Origin of the sequence: Bradyrhizobium sp. 1(2017), from assembly GCF_011602485.2 — a bacterium.
Classification (GTDB): Bacteria; Pseudomonadota; Alphaproteobacteria; order Rhizobiales; family Xanthobacteraceae; genus Bradyrhizobium.
This window is the reverse complement of sequence record NZ_CP050022.2, coordinates 4,301,487-4,317,508: the sequence shown is the minus strand read 5'-3', so window position 1 is coordinate 4,317,508 and position 16,022 is coordinate 4,301,487. Positions and strand designations below refer to the sequence as shown.

20 protein-coding genes are annotated in these 16,022 nt (G+C 64.7%); 9 read left to right on the top strand and 11 right to left on the bottom strand.

Features of this window, described 5'->3' with window-relative positions; all coding sequences use genetic code 11:
• Window positions 1-3 precede the first annotated feature (3 nt).
• The 3 genes from HAP40_RS20455 (at window position 4) to queA (ending at window position 2,062) form a co-directional block, all read left to right on the top strand.
• On the top strand, window positions 4-414 hold the full coding sequence (locus HAP40_RS20455) for a hypothetical protein (protein WP_166816126.1): 411 nt from the start codon (window positions 4-6) through the stop codon (window positions 412-414).
• Window positions 411-875 (top strand): peptidylprolyl isomerase, encoded by a 465-nt coding sequence (locus HAP40_RS20450; protein WP_166816127.1) that lies wholly within the window; start codon window positions 411-413, stop codon window positions 873-875. The genes HAP40_RS20455 and HAP40_RS20450 overlap by 4 nt, the downstream gene beginning before the upstream one ends.
• Before the next feature lie 116 nt (window positions 876-991).
• Window positions 992-2,062: a tRNA preQ1(34) S-adenosylmethionine ribosyltransferase-isomerase QueA gene (queA, locus tag HAP40_RS20445; RefSeq protein WP_166816128.1), complete on the top strand. Its 1,071-nt coding sequence runs from the start codon at window positions 992-994 to the stop codon at window positions 2,060-2,062.
• A 113-nt stretch (window positions 2,063-2,175) separates the two neighbouring features.
• On the opposite strand, the gene HAP40_RS20440 is transcribed toward queA, so the two are convergent.
• The 4 genes from HAP40_RS20440 to HAP40_RS20425 form a co-directional block, all read right to left on the bottom strand.
• Window positions 2,176-3,213: an aspartate-semialdehyde dehydrogenase gene (locus tag HAP40_RS20440; protein WP_166816129.1), complete on the bottom strand. Its 1,038-nt coding sequence runs from the start codon at window positions 3,211-3,213 to the stop codon at window positions 2,176-2,178.
• 228 nt (window positions 3,214-3,441) lie between these two features.
• Window positions 3,442-4,041 (bottom strand): PepSY domain-containing protein, encoded by a 600-nt coding sequence (locus tag HAP40_RS20435; RefSeq protein ID WP_166816130.1) that lies wholly within the window; start codon window positions 4,039-4,041, stop codon window positions 3,442-3,444.
• Between the two features lie 249 nt (window positions 4,042-4,290).
• Entirely contained in the window at window positions 4,291-5,034 is a 744-nt protein-coding gene (locus tag HAP40_RS20430) for a TetR/AcrR family transcriptional regulator (protein WP_166819433.1), read from the bottom strand.
• Window positions 5,035-5,169: 135 nt separating this feature from the next.
• The gene (locus HAP40_RS20425) at window positions 5,170-6,327 is read right to left on the bottom strand and encodes a patatin-like phospholipase family protein (RefSeq protein ID WP_166816131.1); all 1,158 of its coding nucleotides are present in this window, start codon (window positions 6,325-6,327) and stop codon (window positions 5,170-5,172) included.
• Window positions 6,328-6,570: 243 nt separating this feature from the next.
• Here HAP40_RS20425 and tgt point away from each other — a divergent pair, with 243 nt between their 5' ends.
• Entirely contained in the window at window positions 6,571-7,716 is a 1,146-nt protein-coding gene (gene tgt / locus HAP40_RS20420) for a tRNA guanosine(34) transglycosylase Tgt (protein WP_166816132.1), read from the top strand.
• Between the two features lie 6 nt (window positions 7,717-7,722).
• On the opposite strand, the gene HAP40_RS20415 is transcribed toward tgt, so the two are convergent.
• Window positions 7,723-7,941: a hypothetical protein gene (locus HAP40_RS20415; protein ID WP_166816133.1), complete on the bottom strand. Its 219-nt coding sequence runs from the start codon at window positions 7,939-7,941 to the stop codon at window positions 7,723-7,725.
• A 222-nt stretch (window positions 7,942-8,163) separates the two neighbouring features.
• On the opposite strand from HAP40_RS20415, the gene cysK reads away from it, so the two are divergent.
• Together cysK and HAP40_RS20405 are read left to right on the top strand one after the other, a co-directional pair.
• The gene (gene cysK / locus HAP40_RS20410) at window positions 8,164-9,141 is read left to right on the top strand and encodes a cysteine synthase A (protein ID WP_166816134.1); all 978 of its coding nucleotides are present in this window, start codon (window positions 8,164-8,166) and stop codon (window positions 9,139-9,141) included.
• Between the two features lie 3 nt (window positions 9,142-9,144).
• Window positions 9,145-9,384, top strand: a complete 240-nt coding sequence (locus HAP40_RS20405; protein ID WP_166816135.1) for a BrnA antitoxin family protein — start codon at window positions 9,145-9,147, stop codon at window positions 9,382-9,384.
• Between the two features lie 278 nt (window positions 9,385-9,662).
• Here the strand turns inward: HAP40_RS20405 and HAP40_RS20400 are convergent, their stop codons facing one another.
• Together HAP40_RS20400 and HAP40_RS20395 are read right to left on the bottom strand one after the other, a co-directional pair.
• Window positions 9,663-11,087, bottom strand: coding sequence for a caspase family protein (locus HAP40_RS20400; RefSeq protein ID WP_166816136.1), 1,425 nt, complete (start codon window positions 11,085-11,087; stop codon window positions 9,663-9,665).
• Between the two features lie 204 nt (window positions 11,088-11,291).
• On the bottom strand, window positions 11,292-12,167 hold the full coding sequence (locus tag HAP40_RS20395; protein ID WP_166816137.1) for a DMT family transporter: 876 nt from the start codon (window positions 12,165-12,167) through the stop codon (window positions 11,292-11,294).
• Between the two features lie 149 nt (window positions 12,168-12,316).
• On the opposite strand from HAP40_RS20395, the gene HAP40_RS20390 reads away from it, so the two are divergent.
• Entirely contained in the window at window positions 12,317-12,715 is a 399-nt protein-coding gene (locus HAP40_RS20390) for a RidA family protein (protein ID WP_166816138.1), read from the top strand.
• A 55-nt stretch (window positions 12,716-12,770) separates the two neighbouring features.
• Here the strand turns inward: HAP40_RS20390 and HAP40_RS20385 are convergent, their stop codons facing one another.
• The 3 genes from HAP40_RS20385 to HAP40_RS20375 all read right to left on the bottom strand — a co-directional run bounded on the left by HAP40_RS20385 (window position 12,771) and on the right by HAP40_RS20375 (window position 14,371).
• Window positions 12,771-13,316 (bottom strand): hypothetical protein, encoded by a 546-nt coding sequence (locus tag HAP40_RS20385; protein ID WP_166816139.1) that lies wholly within the window; start codon window positions 13,314-13,316, stop codon window positions 12,771-12,773.
• Window positions 13,261-13,611: a hypothetical protein gene (locus HAP40_RS20380; RefSeq protein ID WP_166816140.1), complete on the bottom strand. Its 351-nt coding sequence runs from the start codon at window positions 13,609-13,611 to the stop codon at window positions 13,261-13,263. Before HAP40_RS20380 ends, HAP40_RS20385 begins: the two co-directional genes overlap by 56 nt.
• A gap of 172 nt (window positions 13,612-13,783) precedes the next feature.
• A complete protein-coding gene (locus HAP40_RS20375) occupies window positions 13,784-14,371 on the bottom strand; it encodes a formyltransferase family protein (RefSeq protein ID WP_166816141.1) in 588 nt (195 codons plus the stop codon).
• Window positions 14,372-14,974: 603 nt separating this feature from the next.
• Here HAP40_RS20375 and HAP40_RS20370 point away from each other — a divergent pair.
• Window positions 14,975-15,193 (top strand): hypothetical protein, encoded by a 219-nt coding sequence (locus HAP40_RS20370; RefSeq protein WP_166816142.1) that lies wholly within the window; start codon window positions 14,975-14,977, stop codon window positions 15,191-15,193.
• 98 nt (window positions 15,194-15,291) lie between these two features.
• Here HAP40_RS20370 and HAP40_RS20365 read toward each other — a convergent pair whose 3' ends face one another.
• A complete protein-coding gene (locus HAP40_RS20365) occupies window positions 15,292-15,594 on the bottom strand; it encodes a hypothetical protein (RefSeq protein ID WP_027575377.1) in 303 nt (100 codons plus the stop codon).
• A 213-nt stretch (window positions 15,595-15,807) separates the two neighbouring features.
• Here HAP40_RS20365 and HAP40_RS20360 point away from each other — a divergent pair, with 213 nt between their 5' ends.
• Window positions 15,808-16,020, top strand: coding sequence for a hypothetical protein (locus HAP40_RS20360; RefSeq protein ID WP_166816143.1), 213 nt, complete (start codon window positions 15,808-15,810; stop codon window positions 16,018-16,020).
• Window positions 16,021-16,022: the final 2 nt, after the last annotated feature.

The window sequence follows — 16,022 nt, the reverse complement described above, 5'->3', positions numbered from 1 at the left end:
GCCATGGCGCGCCGCGGTAGCAGGCTCCTGCTGGTTGCCGCGATGCTGCTGCTTGGCGTCCCCGGCGCGGCCGCCCAAGGCGCGCAGGTCAACACCATCCAGGACATCTTCCGGCATCTGCGCACCTGCTGGAGACCGCCGCCCCCGGCCATGGCCCGCCCACTCGACATCACCGTCGTCGTGAGCTTTAACCGGGCCGGAAACATTCTGGGCCATCCGAGGATTACCTATGAATCCGCGGAGGCCTCCGACAATGACCGGCTGCAATACCGGATCGCGGTGATGGAGGCGTTGCAACGCTGTACGCCGGTGCCATTTACCGATGCAATGGCCGGCGCCGCCGCGGGGCGTCCATTCGCGATCCAGTTCCGCAACCGGAAGACTTCACCCCCAACGCAAGAGAGACGAGCATGAGCGTCACCGAAAACACCCTGATCCTCGAGACCACGCAGGGCCCCGTCACCATCGAGATGCGGCCTGACCTCGCCCCTGGCCATGTCGCGCGCATCAAGGAACTGGTCCGCGAAGGCTTTTACGACGGCATCGTCTTCCATCGCGTGATCGACGGCTTCATGGCGCAGACCGGCTGCCCGCAGGGTACCGGCACCGGCGGCTCCGGCAAGAAGCTGAAGGCCGAGTTCAACAAGGAGCCGCATGTGCGCGGCACTGCCTCGATGGCCCGCGCCGCCAGCCCCGATTCCGGCGACAGCCAGTTCTTCATCTGCTTCGACGACGCCCGCTTCCTCGACAACCAGTACACGGTGTGGGGCAAGGTCACCGAGGGCATGGACAACGTCGACAAGATCAAGCGCGGCGAGCCGGTGCAGAACCCCGACAAGATCGTCAAGGCGCGGATGGCCGCGGACAAGGAATAGTCACCCGTCATTCCGGGGCGCGCGTTAGCGCGAACCCGGAATCTCGCACCATAATCTCGGGATTCCGGATCGCCGCGCTTGAGGCGCGGCGTCCGGAATGACGGTGCTAGTGAGTCATGCGCACCGACCTCTTCGATTTCGATCTGCCTGCCGAGTGCATCGCGTTGCGCCCGGCGAGCCCCCGCGACTCCGCGAAGATGCTGGTCGTCGAGAACGGCGGGCTGCGCGATCAGGTCGTTTCCGACCTGCCGCAATGGCTGAGGCCGGGCGACCAGCTCGTCGTCAACGACACCAAGGTGATCGCGGCGCAATTGAAGGGCCGCCGCATCGGCCGCGAGACCGAGCCGAAGATCGAAGCGACGCTGATCAAGCGCCTCGACGGTTCGCGCTGGCAGGCGCTGGTGAAGCCGGCGAAAAAGCTCACGGCCGGCGACCGCATCCGTTTCGGCAACGAGGGCAGGGTCTGCCTGCTCGGCCATCTCGACGCCGATGTCGAGGCCAAGGGCAGCGAAGGCGAGGTGACGCTCTCGTTCTCGTTCCACGGCCCCACGCTGGACCAGGCCATCGCCGATCTCGGCAGTCCACCGCTGCCGCCCTATATCGCCTCCAAGCGCACGCCCGACGATCAGGATCTCACCGACTACCAGACCATGTTCGCGGCCAACGAAGGCGCGGTCGCAGCGCCGACGGCCGGTCTGCATTTCACCCCGGCACTGGAGCAGGCGCTGCGCGCGCGCGGCGTTGGCATCAACCGCGTCACGCTGCATGTCGGGGCAGGGACCTTCCTGCCGGTGAAGGTCGACGACACCGAGGGCCACAGGATGCATGCGGAGTGGGGCACCATCTCGGCCGAGACAGCGGAGCGCCTCAACACGGCGCGGAAGAGCGGCGGCCGCATCCTCGCGGTCGGCACCACGTCATTGCGGTTGCTGGAAAGCGCAGTGAGCGAAGACGGCACGATCCAGCCGTTCGCGGCAGAGACGTCGATCTTCATCACCCCCGGCTATCGCTTCCGCGCCGTGGATGTCCTGATGACGAATTTTCACCTGCCGAAGTCGACGCTGTTCATGCTGGTCTCGGCCTTCTCGGGGCTCGAGACGATGAAGCAGGCCTATGCGCATGCGATCGCGCAAGGCTACAGGTTCTATTCGTATGGCGATGCGTGCTTGCTGTTTCGGCGCGACTGACACTGGCGCCGTAGGGTGGGTTAGCCGTAAGGCGTAACCCACCACTTCTCTGTTCGAGTGCACAGCAAAGAGGTGGATTACGCCTTCGGCTAATCCACCCTACGCATCACCTGCTACGCCATCACCCGTTGCGGCAAAAGCTCGGCGATCTGCACGGCGTTGAGCGCTGCGCCCTTGAGCAACTGATCCGCCGCCACGAACATCGAGATCGAATGGCCTGAGGGGTCGCTGAGGTCCTTGCGGATGCGGCCGACCAGGACGTCGTCCTGGCCCGAGGCGTCGATCGGCATCGGGAAGTAGTTCTTGGCGCGGTCGTCGACCATCTTCACGCCGGGCGCCTGCGCCATGATGGTGCGGACCTGGTCCTCGCTGATCGGCTTCTCGCATTCGAAGGTGATGGCCTCGCAATGGGCGCGCAGCACCGGCACGCGTACGCAGGTGACGCCGACGGCGATCTTCTCGTCCTCGAAGATCTTGCGGGTCTCCTTGATGACCTTGGTCTCTTCGTCGTTGTAGCCGGTGTCGGGGTCGATGGCGGTGTTGTGGTTGAAGAGGTTGAAGGCGTAGGGGTGCGGCATCACCTTGGGCGTATAGACCTGCCCGTTGAGATTGGCGCGGGTGGATTCGACGAGCTCCTCCATTGCGGCGGCGCCGGCGCCGGAAGCCGCCTGATAGGTCGAGATGATCACGCGCTTGATGCGGTTCTTCTGGTGGATCGGCCACAGCGGCACCAGCGCGGTGATCGCGGCGCAGTTCGGGTTGGCGATGATGCCCTTGTGATCCCGGATGCGGCTCGCATTGATCTCGGGGATCACCAGCGGCACGTTCGGGTCCATGCGAAAGGCCGAGGAATTGTCGACCACGACGGCACCGGCCTTGACCGCGACAGGCGCGAACTTCTTCGAGATGCTGCCGCCGGCCGAGAACAGCGCGATGTCGACGCCCTCGAAGGCGCGCTCGGTCAATTCCTCGATGACGACGTCCTGTCCGCGGAACGACACCGTCTTGCCGGCCGAGCGGGCGCTCGCCAGCGCCTTCAGCTTACCGACGCGAAAGCCGCGCTTGTCCATGGTGGCGATGAATTCGGCGCCCACTGCACCGGTGACGCCGACAATCGCGACGACGGGATCGTTACTCACTTTGTCCTCCATTGAATTGAGAATTAGACAACAAAAAAGCCCCGGACCATCGAGGGCGGGGCTTCGGTAGAGCTGATGCGTTTAAGTCGACGACCTACGCGCGCACGCCTCCCCGGGCCCCTGGGGCCGTGGTGGTTTTGGTCGTGCGTTTGGTGGTCGTGAACATGGCGGCGACTTATGCGGGAGAGTCTTGCCTCCGTCAATGGCTTTTCGCCCCGGTCGATGCCGGGGCCGAGCCAGCTATTTGGCTCGTGCGCCCGGCGGCTCCAGGATGACCTCCTTGAGGTCGTCGCCGCTGATCACGACAATCGCGAAATTGAGCCGGCCACGTTCGCGCACCAGCCCGCCGCTGATGGCCTTGCCCGCGGCCGCGCGTTCGGCGACGCGCACGGCGTCGGCAAGGCGGTGCCTGATCGCACCGAGCGCTGCGAGATTGCTGCGATCGTCGTGGTCGAGCTCGGCGAGGGGAAGGGCGGCTTCCCCGCCGACGAGCTCGCCGGTCGACGCGTTGATGGTGTGGCGCCAGATCCGGTCGTTGTGCAGGGTCTTCACGCGGTAGACCGGGACGCCCGAGCCTCCGTCGAAACTCACATCCGCTGTGGTGGCGCCGGCATGGCGGGCTTCGGCAATGGCCATGGCCTGGCTGATCGAGATTGACGAGCTGCGGAAGCGCTCGATCTCGCGGCTGATTGCCTGGCGATCAGCTTCGCCATCTGTCTCGCTGTGAAGCGCGGTGGGTGTGCTTCCGGCCGAGACGACCGCCTGCGCCGGCGCTGCGGCCAGCAATGTCGACAGGGCGGCGGCGAAGAGCGTCCAGGTGTGTCGTCGTGCTGCCTTCATGCTCGAAACCCTCGGCCTGCGAGTGTGCCGGATGATCGTAAAGAATTCGCGGCCGACCTTGGGCAAAGGCCGGCCGCGGACCGTCGTAGCAGGTTGTGCCCGCCGCGGCGTTCGAAACAGCACGATCCGCTTTGGGGCTGGTGAAAAAGCGGCCAGTGCTGCTATAACAAAACCATACCGTATCGTTTTATTTTGGTCAATGGCGAAGCCGTGGCCGCCGGGGCGATTGATCGCGCGCTCACGGGATTGTCAGCGGGCGGGGCGCCGCTGTGCGCCCTTTGCGGCGCTCTGGACGCGGTCGGCAGGTCCCAGCGCGCCGGCCAGGAACAGCTTGATCGCCGACCGCATGCGCTTTTCCGCGGGCTTCAACTCCAACGCCGTTCCGAACGTGGCCATGCGGTGGGTGTGACCGACGACGACGTCGAGAAACACCTCGGCGGCGATGGTGGTGTCTTCGACATCGAGCGCACCTTGCGCCGCCAGATGGTCGAAGAAGCGCGCGGTGGTGGCGACGGCCTTGAGCCAGCCCTCCTCCTTGCCGAGCTTGGCGACGTCAGGAAAGTTGATGGCCTGCGACGTCATCATGCGGCTGAAGGCGACGGCGTCGGGACCGCAGGTGAATGTCAGCATCTCGCGCCCGATCTCGACCAGCCGCTGCTCGACCGAGATGTTCGAGGCGCTGGAGAGCTGCGTCTCCGCCGCCGCCGAGAGCGGCGCAAGCCAGCGCGCGATCTCGCGCCTCAGGACGGCGGCAAACAGGCCGCGCTTGTCGCCGTAGCGGGAATAGACGGTCGGCTTGCTGACCCGGGCCGCTTCCGCGACCGCATCGAGCGAGGTCGCGTCGAAGCCGCGGTCGAGGAACAGGCGGGTGGCGACCTCGATCAGGCGCTGATCGCGCTCGATGGCGGCGGTCTTCGTCGGCCGGCCGCCGCGCGATTTCGTCACCTCGCGCCGCGGCGCGGCCGGTTTCGTCTTGGTCGCAGTCAATCCCATGCCCAATGATTCCTGCGCGGTCGTGATATCGGTCATTCGCTCTATATCGCGCAGGAGCGGAGGCGTCATCGCGAATCTGGCCGAATTGGCCGTATCGTCAACGGTTTCCGTATGGTCTCGTTCCGTCACGTGGGATCACGGAAGCTTCGAGGTCCAGGCCTGGCCGGACGCCGCCTTGTCGTATCCGTACTGATACAGCGCCCGCATGTAGGCGGTGTCGAACCCTTCCGAGGGCGCCGCCGGATAGTCGCGCGCGATGTAGGAGAGATGGAAGCCCAGGCGGTTGCGCCTGGCGAAATCATAGGTCGAGAAGATGATCGAGCGCGTCTGCGACTGGGTGATCGCCGACAGGCTGCGCGAGGCGACGTCGATGGTGCTGTTGGAGACGAGCTCGAAATTGCGTTCGATCTTCTTGTTGACGAGGATGTAGATGTCCATCTTCGCGCTGCCGGGCAGGCGGCTGCCCTGGAACAGCAGGGCTTCCGGCAGCGTCAGCACGGGCGCCGTCACGCCGCCGTCGACATGCATCTCCTGGAAGCGCCGGCCCTGGCCTTCGGCGTCGATCATGATCGGCGGAAACACCAGCGGAATGCTGGCGGAGGCCGCCATCACGTCGCGAAACAGTTTCAGCGCCTCGGGCGTTCCGACCGCGGCGATCTTGCCCATGTCCCAGATCGCGGTGCGCTGGGTGTCGAGGTCGGTCGTCACCACCAGCAGCTTCCGGCCCTTGGCATTCTCGCGCGCGACTTGCGCCATGATCTCGGGGCCGACATAGCGGGCGACGAGCTCGCGCAGCCGCGTGTTGCCGAACAGGCCCGATCCGAACAGCACGCGCATGATGCTGGGATCGTTCAGCAGGCTCTCCGCGATGCCGCTGGTGTAGACCTCCCTCAGCGTGTCGTCATATTGCGAGCCGAGGAAGGCAAAGGGCGCGATCAGCCCGCCGGTGCTCACGCCCGAGACGACGGAGAAGGTGGGGCGGGTTCTGGCCGCGGTCCAGCCGTTGAGCACGCCGACGCCGTAAGCGCCATCGGCCCCGCCGCCTGACAGTGCCAGATAGGACTTTGTCGCGGTGCTGTTGTCCTTCTCGAAACTGAATTTGGTGACGGGCTCGTCGGCGTAGCGCCGGAGGCCGTCGATATCGAGCACGCGCGATGTGCTGGCCTCCGCGGCTGTGTAGGGGGTGCGCGGGAGGGACGTGCAGGCGCCGAGCGCCAGGCTGCCCGCCAGGACCAGGACACCGCTCAGGCGGGCGACCGTCCGCCCGATCCAGCCAGGTGCGCGGCGGGACATTTCGGTTGAACTTGAAGGGAAGGGCATCGTCGGTGGCTGGCGATCACGCTTGTACCGCCGCCGGCAGCTTTGCCGCGGCATTTTCGTCCAGCCCCAGGATAAAACTACACTGTATCGTTTTGTTTAACAAGGGCGGCGGGCACCGACATGGTGCCCAAATGTGTCCCAGTCTGAACCGTTGCCGGGCCGTGGCATGGTCCGGGCGGGTTGATCGGCCTGCTCCGACACGCAATAAGCACCGCCATGAATCCCGACAATGACCTTCCCAATCACTTTGAGTTGCTCGCCACCGATGGCGCCGCGCGCACCGGGCGGCTGACCACGCCGCACGGCGTGGTGCGGACGCCGGCCTTCATGCCGGTCGGCACCGCGGGCGCCATGAAGGGCATGCATTGGCGCGAGGTGCGCGACGCCGGTGCCGACATCGTGCTCGGCAACACCTACCATCTGATGCTGCGCCCCGGCGCCGAGCGGATCGCGGCGCTCGGCGGCTTGCAGACGTTCACGGGCTGGAACGGTCCTATGCTGACGGATTCCGGCGGCTTCCAGGTCATGTCGCTGGCGGATTTGCGCAAGGTCAGCGAGCACGCCGTCACCTTCCGCTCGCATATCGACGGCGCCAAGGTCGAACTGTCGCCGGAACGCTCGATCGAGGTGCAGCGCTTCCTCGGCTCCGATATCGCGATGCAGATGGACGAATGCGTGCGGCTGCCCGCCGAGCGCGCCGACATCGAGCGCGCGATGCAATTGTCGCTGCGCTGGGCCGAGCGCAGCAAGCGGGCCTTCGAAAGCGCGCCCGGCGGCTACATGCTGTTCGGCATCGTGCAGGGTGGCGACGTCCCGCAGCTGCGCCATGCGAGCGCGCAAGGCCTGGTCGAGATCGGCTTTCATGGCTATGCGATCGGCGGCCTTGCCGTCGGCGAGCCACAGTCGGTGATGCTGGCGATGATCGACGAGACAGCGCCATTGCTGCCGAGAGAGCGGCCGCGCTACCTCATGGGCGTCGGCACGCCCGACGACATCCTCGAGGCGGTGAAGCGCGGCGTCGACATGTTCGATTGCGTGATGCCGACGCGCAATGGCCGGCATGGCGTTGCCTTCACGCGCTTCGGCCAGGTCAATCTGCGCAATGCGCGCCACGCCGACGATCCGCGTCCGCTCGACGAAGAGAGCCCCTGGCCATCGACGCGCAGTTGCGCGCGCGCCTATTTGCATCATCTCGTCAAGGCGGGCGAGACGCTGGGAGCGATGCTGCTGTCCGAGATCAATGTCGCTTACTATCAGTCCCTGATGCAGGGCATCAGGGACGCGATCGCGTTGGGCAGGTTCGAGGAGTTCTATCAGCGTACGCGTGAGGACTGGGCGAGGGGCGATATCGCCCCTCGCTAGCCAAGCTCAGTTGCACAGGAACCGCTTCCGGACCGCATGCTTGGTCACGAAGCCATAGCCGCAATTGTCGCAGGTCCAGAGATAGCTGATCATTTGGTCCGAGACGTAGGCAGATGCTTCGGCGGCGACCATCGAGTCGGCGCAGACCGGACAGGTGGGTAACTCGCTGCAACGCGGATCGCGGTTCAGCGCGACGGTCGACATCACTTCAGCAACTGCTGACATCGTGGTGACCTCCCTGCTTTAAGACGTAAGTCTAACATAAGCAGAATCAGTTGACGAGGTCGCAACACAAATACGTTGGTTTTCTGATAATTACGGCTCACGTGATTTTGCGATGCAGCGTATTTAACATGTGCCGCATTGCTGCTTGCGTGTCGCCGCAAGCTGTCTGTAACTGCGCAAGAACCACGACAAAAGCGCAATTGTCGCCACAGGGAGTTGATCATGGACGCATCGTCCACCGCGGGTGCAACGCACCAACCCGGCCGAGGCCGGGTCTATGACTCGATCGTCGAGGCTTTTGGCGACACGCCGATCGTGCGACTGCAGCGTCTGCCGGGCATGCACGGTGTGAACGCGACCATTTTGGCAAAACTTGAATATTTCAATCCGGCCGCAAGCGTGAAGGATCGCATCGGTGCGGCCATGATCATCGCCATGGAGAAAGCGGGCATCATCAAGCCCGACACCGTGCTGATCGAGCCGACCTCCGGCAATACCGGAATCGCGCTTGCCTTCGTTGCAGCCTCGCGCGGCTACCGGCTCAAGCTGGTGATGCCGGAGTCGATGTCGATCGAGCGGCGCAAGATGCTGGCTTTTCTCGGCGCCGAACTGGTGTTGACGCCGGCAGCCCAGGGCATGAAAGGCGCCATCGCCGCCGCAGAAGAACTGTTGAAGACGACGCCGAACTCGGTGATGCCGCAGCAGTTCAAGAACCTCGCCAATCCCGAGGTGCATCGCCGCACCACTGCGGAGGAGATCTGGAACGATACGGTCGGCAACATCGATTTCTTCGTCGCCGGTGTCGGCACCGGAGGCACCATCACGGGCGTCGGCCAGGTGCTGAAGCCGCGCAAGCCATCTTTGCGAGTGGTGGCGGTCGAGCCGGAGGAGAGCCCGGTGCTCTCGGGCGGCCAGCACACCCCGCACAAGATCCAGGGCATCGGCGCCGGTTTCGTGCCCGACATCCTCGACCGCTCGGTGATCGACGAGATCGTGAAGATCAACTCGACGACAGCGATCGAGACCTCGCGCGCGCTGGCGCGGCATGAGGGCATTCCGGGCGGCATCTCCTCGGGCGCCGCGATCGCGGCGGCAATTGAGATCGGCAAGCGGCCGGAAGCTGCGGGAAAAACCATCCTGGCTATCGTGCCGTCTTTCTCCGAACGGTATCTTTCGACGGCTCTGTTTGAGGGGATCTAGGCCATGGCAGATCAACCGAGGCGGCCGCGCACGCTTGGCGATGCCAGGACGGAAGCCGAGGCGGCGTTCAAGAAGGTGACAGCCAAGGTCGCCGCGGCGCCGCCCAAGCCAAACGCAGTCCCGGGCATCAAGGAGCAGGTCACGCTGCGCATCGACCAGGACGTGCTGGAATTTTTCCAGGAGAGCGGGCCGGGCTGGCAGGACCGCATCAACGAGGCACTGCGGAAGGCCGCGGGGAAGTAGCGCTCTGGCCGGTTGCTCCGGACCAGCTGTCCGGCTGCAGGCAGAGACGTTCGCGTGAGGCGCGCATCTCTGTCCGCGTCATTGCGAGGCGCCCTTGCGACGAAGCAATCCAGGCTGCCATTGCGGAGAGACTCTGGCTTGCTTCGCGGAGCCTGTCATCGGGCCGCGCTTCGCGCGGACCCGTTGGCTCGCAATGACGAAGTCCGCGCCAACGCCGTTTGCCCGAAATAAAGCCCGGCGCGAGCCGGGCTTTTGTGTTCTCAGTCTGGCTTCGCGCCTCAGCGGCGGAACATGCCGCCCATCATGCCGCCGACGACGCCGCCCACGAAGGCTGCGCCGGCAGCATCGCCCGGGTTGCTGCGCTGCTGGGGAGCCGGCGCGCTGCCTGAGGGTGCGCTCGCGGCGCGGCGCGGGGCCTTCTGGCTGCCATCACTCGCCGTCGCGGGAGCCGCCACGATCTCCGAGAGCAGGGCCTTGTGCTGGTTCTTGTTGAGGTACCCGGACGACGGATAGCCGCGCGCGGCCTGCCAGCGCTTGAGCACCGCGCGGGTCTCCTCGCCGAACACACCGGTCGGCTTGATGTCGAAGCCGAGGCCGGTGAGGCGGCGCTGCACGTCGCGACGCCCGGTCTTGTCGAGGCCGATCTGGTCCTCGGTGAGCTGCGTGGCCTCGTCCGTAAAGGTCGCCGGATCGACGCCGGCATTGAGCGTGCGGGTCGCGGTCGAGGGGCCGCTCTTGATCGCCGCGATACGCGCCAGCGCCAGCGCCTTGAACTGGCCGTTCGGATAGGCCGAGAGATAGGCGTTCAGCTCCTCCGGCTTGTTGGATTCCTTCACCGAGCGCCAGTATTCGAGCTCGACGCCGTCCGAGCTCCCGCTCGCCACCGGCACGATGCCGGTAGCTGTCGGGGCTGCATTGGCGACCTGGGTCGTCGGGGCCTGATTGAGATAGACGGTGCCGGTCAGGTTGGTGTGGCCCCAGGGCAGCTGGCCCTTGCGGGTCTCTTCATTGACCTGGGCGCGTACCGACGTCATTGCCTGCTGGATCTCGATGCCGGGCTTGGTGATGTTGTCGATCAGCGCGCGGGTGAACGGGCTGTTGTTGCCCTCCTGGCCGTCGAGCGCGGTCTGGCCGGGCCCGGTGGCGAAGGCGATCAGGGTGCCTTCGCCCGACTTCATCTCGGCCAGGCCGCTCTGCACGTTGACGCTGCGGGTCGCCGCGTTCGACTTGATCTTGGCAGCAAACGGATTGTCGCGGCAGGCATCGAGGAAGACCAGCTTGACCTTGGCATCGCCCATGGTCTGCTCGAGCGTGAGGTCGATGTTGATGGCAGCCCCAAGCTTGACGTCCATCTCCGACTTGATGTCGGCGTCGACGGGCAGCAGGTAGTTGGTGCCGCTGACGGCGATGCCGTGGCCGGCATAATAGAACAGGGCGATGTCGGAGCCCTGTGCCTTGCGGCCGAAGTCGAGCAGCTTCTCCGTCATCTGGTCTCGGCTGAGATTGGATCCTTCGATCACCTCGAAGCCGACATTGCGCAGCGTCGCCGCCATTGCCTTGGCGTCGATCGGCGGGTTCGGCAATTGCGCGACGTTCTTGTAGTTGCCGTTGCCGACGACGAAGGCGACGCGGCGGTCGGCCTTCGCGGCACTGACCGACAGGGCCATGCACATCAGCGAAGCGAGGAGGGTGAGATAGCGCATCTGAAATCCCCAACAGAATCGAATTGCAGGCAGCAACGACTTGGCAACGAATCTACACGAAGTGCCCGACTTCGTGCCACCAAAACGGCAAGCACGTCGCGTCCAAACCGCTGCTGTGTGGCCGAATGTGCACGATGGGAATGCTTCCCAACGTGATCCAAATCACACGGCCACTCTGTTTTGTCGCGTGAGGCGGCGCGAGGTTCACCGCGCGCGGGCGGGAACCGCTGATGCCGGTTTCAGATTCAGGAGATTGCCGCAGAGGATCAGCGCCGCGCCGAGGACGGTCCAGGAGTCGAGCCGCTCTGAATACAGCAGCCAGCCGGCCGTCGCCGTGAGTGGAACCCGGAGAAAGTCCATGGGGACCACGATGGTCGCATCCGCGTACCGAAGCGCGCTGGCGAGGCAATAATGCGAGAATGTGCCGCAGACCCCGATAACGAAGAGCCAGCCCCACATGTAGGCTGACGGCCAAGTCCAGACATAGAGCGTCGGGAGCAGGCCCACGACCATTTGCACCACGATCATCCAGAACAGGATCGACAAGGCGCTCTCCGTGCGCGTCAGCGACTTGGCCAGGATCATCGAGACGCTGAAGCCGATCGCGGCCCCGAGCGCGATCAACTGGCCCGGGTTGATCTCGCTGGTCGCGGGCCGCACGATCATGACAACGCCGACGATGCCGAGCAGGACGGCGGCGATCTTCCAGATCGTCATGCGCTCGGACAAGAACGTTGCGGCCAGCAGCGCGGTCCAGATCGGCATGGTGAACTCGATGGCCACGACCTGTCCGATTCCGATCAGCGTCAGTGCGTAGAACCAGCCGAGCTGTGCGAAATAATGGACGCCGTTGCGCGCAAGGTGCTGGGGCAGGCGTTTTGTCGCGACCGCCTTGAAGCCGCCGGCGCGGTAGATGATCGGCAGCAGCAGCGTGAGACCGATCACCGAACGCACTTCCATGATCTGAAAGACGTTGAGCTCGCGCGTGGTCTCGCGCCCGGCGACCGCCATGACCAGCATCAGCGCCAGCCAGCCGGCCATCCAAAGTGCAGCCATCGATTTGGACGGTGTCGTGGTCATTGGCGGCGGGTACTGGAGGGATGCGGTCCGGAAGGATGGCCGGTATCGGCGACATCGACGCCGTTTGCAACGGCCAAATCTGCGGATGCAGCGATGCAGGACGACGTGCTAAGGCAGCATTGAACAATAAAAAAGGGAGAGCTTCGCTCATGCAAATCTTGCAGCCGGCCGAATGGAAGAAACCGCGCGGCTTTTCCCACGGTGTCGTGGCCGAGGGGCCGGGCCGCTGGGTGGTGCTGGCCGGGCAGACCGGGGGCGACGAGACCGGTGACTACGCGCCTGACATGGCGGCGCAAGTTGCGACCGCGCTGAAGCGGATCATCAAGCTCCTGGGCGAGGCCGGCGCGGGCCCCGAGCACATCGTCCGCCTGACCTGGTACCTGACCAGCCGCAGCGAGTATGAGGCCGCGGGCGCGGGCATCGGCGCGGCCTGGAAGGAGACCCTGGGACGGAATTTCCCGCCCTCGACGCTGCTCTACATCGGCGGGCTCGTAGACGAGCGGGCCAAGGTCGAGATCGAAGTCACCGCGTTCGTGCCGAACGCATAAAAAAATCGACCCGGCGCGGACGCCGGGTCGATTGTTCTGCCACCGCGCTGTCGTTCTATTTCGTCAGCGAGATGTTGGCGCCGCGGAACTGGCTGTCCGCGCGCATCGAAACGTTCTGCTTGTTGCCGCTCGTCTTCAGCGAGATGTTGGCGTTGAAGCCGGCGGTGGAGGCAACCAGCTCGTAATTGCCGCCGGCGCCGCGGCCCTGGAGCGAGCCGGAGATGTTGCGGCTGGCCTCGGACCAGCTACCGGCGATGGCGCCGCCTTCCGCCCTGACATTGGCGCCAAGGTTGAACTTGTAGGCGTCGCTGGCGCAGGTCAGGGACATCTCCATGGTTGGTCCGATCGGAGCGTATCTGGCCCGGCAGCGAATGCGCTCGGTCGAGCCGTCGTCGAGGGTTACGGTGCCGCTGCCGCTCCAGCTGCCCGCCAACGGGGCAAACGGGCTGGACTGGGCCTTGCTTTCAGCGCTGACGAGGCCCGCCGCAAACAAAACGGCGGCCGCCATCAGCAGCCGCCGGCCTTTAGCGCGACCCTCAGTTGGTTTATTGGCGCGATGCTTCCCACCGCCCGCTGCACGGTATGCCTGCAGATGCTCCATTCCACTTCCCCGATCCGGCGTTGCCGTTGAGTTGACCGTTGGCATATGCACCATTGATCGAAACTTTCACAAGTCCCCCGCTGCCGATGGTGCCGGAAACGTTAGCTCCGGGCGCGCTGATCTTGCCGTCGGCAACCGTCAGCATGGAGCTTGCGGTCGGCTCGCAGGAGCCGCTCTTGGTCACGATCGTGACATGCCAGTTGCCGTCATAGGGGCTCTGAGCAAAGGCGGGAGAGGCGAGGCTGCCGGCGAAAACTGAAGCGGCACAGAACGCCGCAATGCGACCATAACGCATGAATTCCGTCCTTGAATCTGTCTGATATGCTGACGCTTATTCGGACGAAATGTGACGGAAATTTGTTGCGATGCCAAACCGAAAATTGTTCCTGTGGAAACAATGGTTTATTTGTGTTCCCGACTCCAATTTTAGGAGCAGAATCAAAGGCCCTTCACGTTAAGGGTAAACGTCAAGCGAGACTCGGCGCCGAGGTCGCGAACTGCTCGTCCTGAACCTTGGACGGCAGCGCCTTGTGGACCTTTACGTAGTCGATCACATCGGCCAGCAATTTGAGTCCGAGGGGTGCCAGCGCGCGCTCCCAGAGCTCTCGCGCTGTCTCGCCCTTCTTGACGAAGCACCAGTCCTGGGCGGCGATGGCGCCTGCGTCCATGCGGTCGGCGAGGTGGTAGATCGTGCCGCCAGCGATTGGATCGCCTTCCTTGATGGTCCACTCGACGGCCGCCTTGCCGCGATGGCGCGGCAGCAGCGAGGGATGATAGCCGATCCCGCCGAACGTCGCTGCTGCCAGCGCGTCCTTGCCGATCCGGGCGTGGCTGTGCGCCGTGATGATCAAATCGGTATCGGGAGCAATCTCGGAAGCCACCACCAGCTTCGGATTGGCCTGGACGACCACCTCGATGCCGGCCGCCCTGGCGGTCGCAGCGAGGCGATCCTCGGCGTCGGCCACCACGACCCGGACGACCGAGACGCTGTGCTCCCGGAGCATGTTCAGGGTGGTCACGCCGAAATGGCGGGAGCCGACGAGGGTAATGCGCATGGGGGTCCAATCCGTCTCGCAGATGCGTTATCCCCCGATAACATGCCGGTACGTGATGTCACCACCCACGCCGCGTTTGAGCGGGTTATCAACAATGCAACCCGTACGGGGCGATGAGTTCGGCAGCCGCTCCGGAGCGCTCATGGCGCATGGCACCGGCTCCGGGCGCGCGAGCGCATACCAAGTGCCTGATTCTTGCGGCATTGGTCGCGGCCACTCCGGCTTACGCCGGTGGGCCGTGCCGTGCATCGATGTCTGGATCGCGGACCCGTTGCCGCGGCGCCACGGTCGGATGGCCATATGGACAGGCCGGTTCCTGTGTGTCTTTCCAGACAGACGAGATCTTGGGCCTGCCATAGCTTGCACGAACCGGGGCTGGCGACATTTCATTCCGGATCCGTTTTCGAACCCGGCTTGAGCCGCTGGCCTGATCGCCAGCGGCTTTTTCATGCCGCGCGTCGCGAAATCATCCGACGGTAATACGTTCTCAACCAGCTTGGCGTATCGACGAATCCGTCGCGGATTTGTATTGCGTACCGCGACACCGAAAATGCCCCGCCGGCGTGGGTGCGCCGCGCGGGCCTTTTCGCCGGGACAGATTTCATGCCGAGCGCGATTGAGAAGATCGTCGACGTCTATGTCCGACTGAAAAATCGTCGTGGTCTCAACGAGCTCATGATGCATCGGCAGCGCCTCGCCGTCGATCTGAAGAGCAGGTCGGGTTATGATTTCAGCTTGCCGATCGGCCAGATCGATGAGGAGATCGCGATCATCGAGGCAGGCCTCAGCCGGCTGAAGGCGGAGCAATCCACGGCGGTCTAGCGAGGCCCGGCGCGCGCGACCGGATGCTGGATACGACGCATCGCCGCATCCCGGCATGTTGGAGCGCTGATCGATGGCCGGGCTAACGCGTCTGTCGTTCAGTCGCGCCGGCCGCCGTCGATGACCGTAAACAACGGCCGCGCGGGGGTCGGCTCGACCAGCAACTCCTCCACCAGCGCGGTCGCCGCATCCACATATTTGCGCGTCGGCTTGTCGAGCGGACGCTTGGCCTCGTCGTCGAGCGCGACTTTCGCGGCCTCGACCAGCTTGCGCATGCGCGCGGCATGGTCGTCGCCCGCCGTCAGCGTGGCGCGTGCCAGCGAGCGCAGCACGAACAACTCGCCCTCGAGGCGGAGCAGACGGTCGTTGAGCCTGGTGAGGACGGCGTTGAGGTCGGCCATGGCTGATGTTCGGTCCGGCGGATTCGTCCTGATCTAGCGGCGATCGGTGAACGGAATCCAAACGCCATCGGCGCAATTGGGTCGATTTTCCAATTCGCCCGGTGCGCCTGCGTGATCCCGTCGATGTGACCGGTTGTGACGCGCAGATGAATGGCGCGGGCCGGGTCTGCTGACCACATCATCGGCAGGGGCGGGGGAACTGGAGCCTGTGCGATGCGCTCTGTCCTGGCCTTGCTTCTTCTGATGTCAGCGTGCATTTCGGCCGCCGCGGCGCCGAGGCATCACGCGCATCCGCGCCCCCACATCGTGGTCCGTCCCGACACGCGCATGGTCGTGCCGCCCGGCTGGTACAAGTTTCCCGGCTATCCGCCGATCCCGCCGTCGGAGAACAGGAATCTCGATCCCTCCAATTTCGGTGGCGCCTGATG

What these genes read in the sequence shown, in the direction of transcription:
- HAP40_RS20455 (WP_166816126.1), top strand. Translation starts at nt 4, where the DNA reads ATGGCGCGCCGCGGTAGCAGGCTCCTGCTGGTTGCCGCGATGCTGCTG.
- HAP40_RS20450 (WP_166816127.1), top strand. Translation starts at nt 411, where the DNA reads ATGAGCGTCACCGAAAACACCCTGATCCTCGAGACCACGCAGGGCCCC.
- queA (WP_166816128.1), top strand. Translation starts at nt 992, where the DNA reads ATGCGCACCGACCTCTTCGATTTCGATCTGCCTGCCGAGTGCATCGCG.
- HAP40_RS20440 (WP_166816129.1), bottom strand. Translation starts at nt 3,213, where the DNA reads ATGGAGGACAAAGTGAGTAACGATCCCGTCGTCGCGATTGTCGGCGTC.
- HAP40_RS20435 (WP_166816130.1), bottom strand. Translation starts at nt 4,041, where the DNA reads ATGAAGGCAGCACGACGACACACCTGGACGCTCTTCGCCGCCGCCCTG.
- HAP40_RS20430 (WP_166819433.1), bottom strand. Translation starts at nt 5,034, where the DNA reads ATGGGATTGACTGCGACCAAGACGAAACCGGCCGCGCCGCGGCGCGAG.
- HAP40_RS20425 (WP_166816131.1), bottom strand. Translation starts at nt 6,327, where the DNA reads ATGTCCCGCCGCGCACCTGGCTGGATCGGGCGGACGGTCGCCCGCCTG.
- tgt (WP_166816132.1), top strand. Translation starts at nt 6,571, where the DNA reads ATGAATCCCGACAATGACCTTCCCAATCACTTTGAGTTGCTCGCCACC.
- HAP40_RS20415 (WP_166816133.1), bottom strand. Translation starts at nt 7,941, where the DNA reads ATGTCAGCAGTTGCTGAAGTGATGTCGACCGTCGCGCTGAACCGCGAT.
- cysK (WP_166816134.1), top strand. Translation starts at nt 8,164, where the DNA reads ATGGACGCATCGTCCACCGCGGGTGCAACGCACCAACCCGGCCGAGGC.
- HAP40_RS20405 (WP_166816135.1), top strand. Translation starts at nt 9,145, where the DNA reads ATGGCAGATCAACCGAGGCGGCCGCGCACGCTTGGCGATGCCAGGACG.
- HAP40_RS20400 (WP_166816136.1), bottom strand. Translation starts at nt 11,087, where the DNA reads ATGCGCTATCTCACCCTCCTCGCTTCGCTGATGTGCATGGCCCTGTCG.
- HAP40_RS20395 (WP_166816137.1), bottom strand. Translation starts at nt 12,167, where the DNA reads ATGACCACGACACCGTCCAAATCGATGGCTGCACTTTGGATGGCCGGC.
- HAP40_RS20390 (WP_166816138.1), top strand. Translation starts at nt 12,317, where the DNA reads ATGCAAATCTTGCAGCCGGCCGAATGGAAGAAACCGCGCGGCTTTTCC.
- HAP40_RS20385 (WP_166816139.1), bottom strand. Translation starts at nt 13,316, where the DNA reads ATGGAGCATCTGCAGGCATACCGTGCAGCGGGCGGTGGGAAGCATCGC.
- HAP40_RS20380 (WP_166816140.1), bottom strand. Translation starts at nt 13,611, where the DNA reads ATGCGTTATGGTCGCATTGCGGCGTTCTGTGCCGCTTCAGTTTTCGCC.
- HAP40_RS20375 (WP_166816141.1), bottom strand. Translation starts at nt 14,371, where the DNA reads ATGCGCATTACCCTCGTCGGCTCCCGCCATTTCGGCGTGACCACCCTG.
- HAP40_RS20370 (WP_166816142.1), top strand. Translation starts at nt 14,975, where the DNA reads ATGCCGAGCGCGATTGAGAAGATCGTCGACGTCTATGTCCGACTGAAA.
- HAP40_RS20365 (WP_027575377.1), bottom strand. Translation starts at nt 15,594, where the DNA reads ATGGCCGACCTCAACGCCGTCCTCACCAGGCTCAACGACCGTCTGCTC.
- HAP40_RS20360 (WP_166816143.1), top strand. Translation starts at nt 15,808, where the DNA reads ATGCGCTCTGTCCTGGCCTTGCTTCTTCTGATGTCAGCGTGCATTTCG.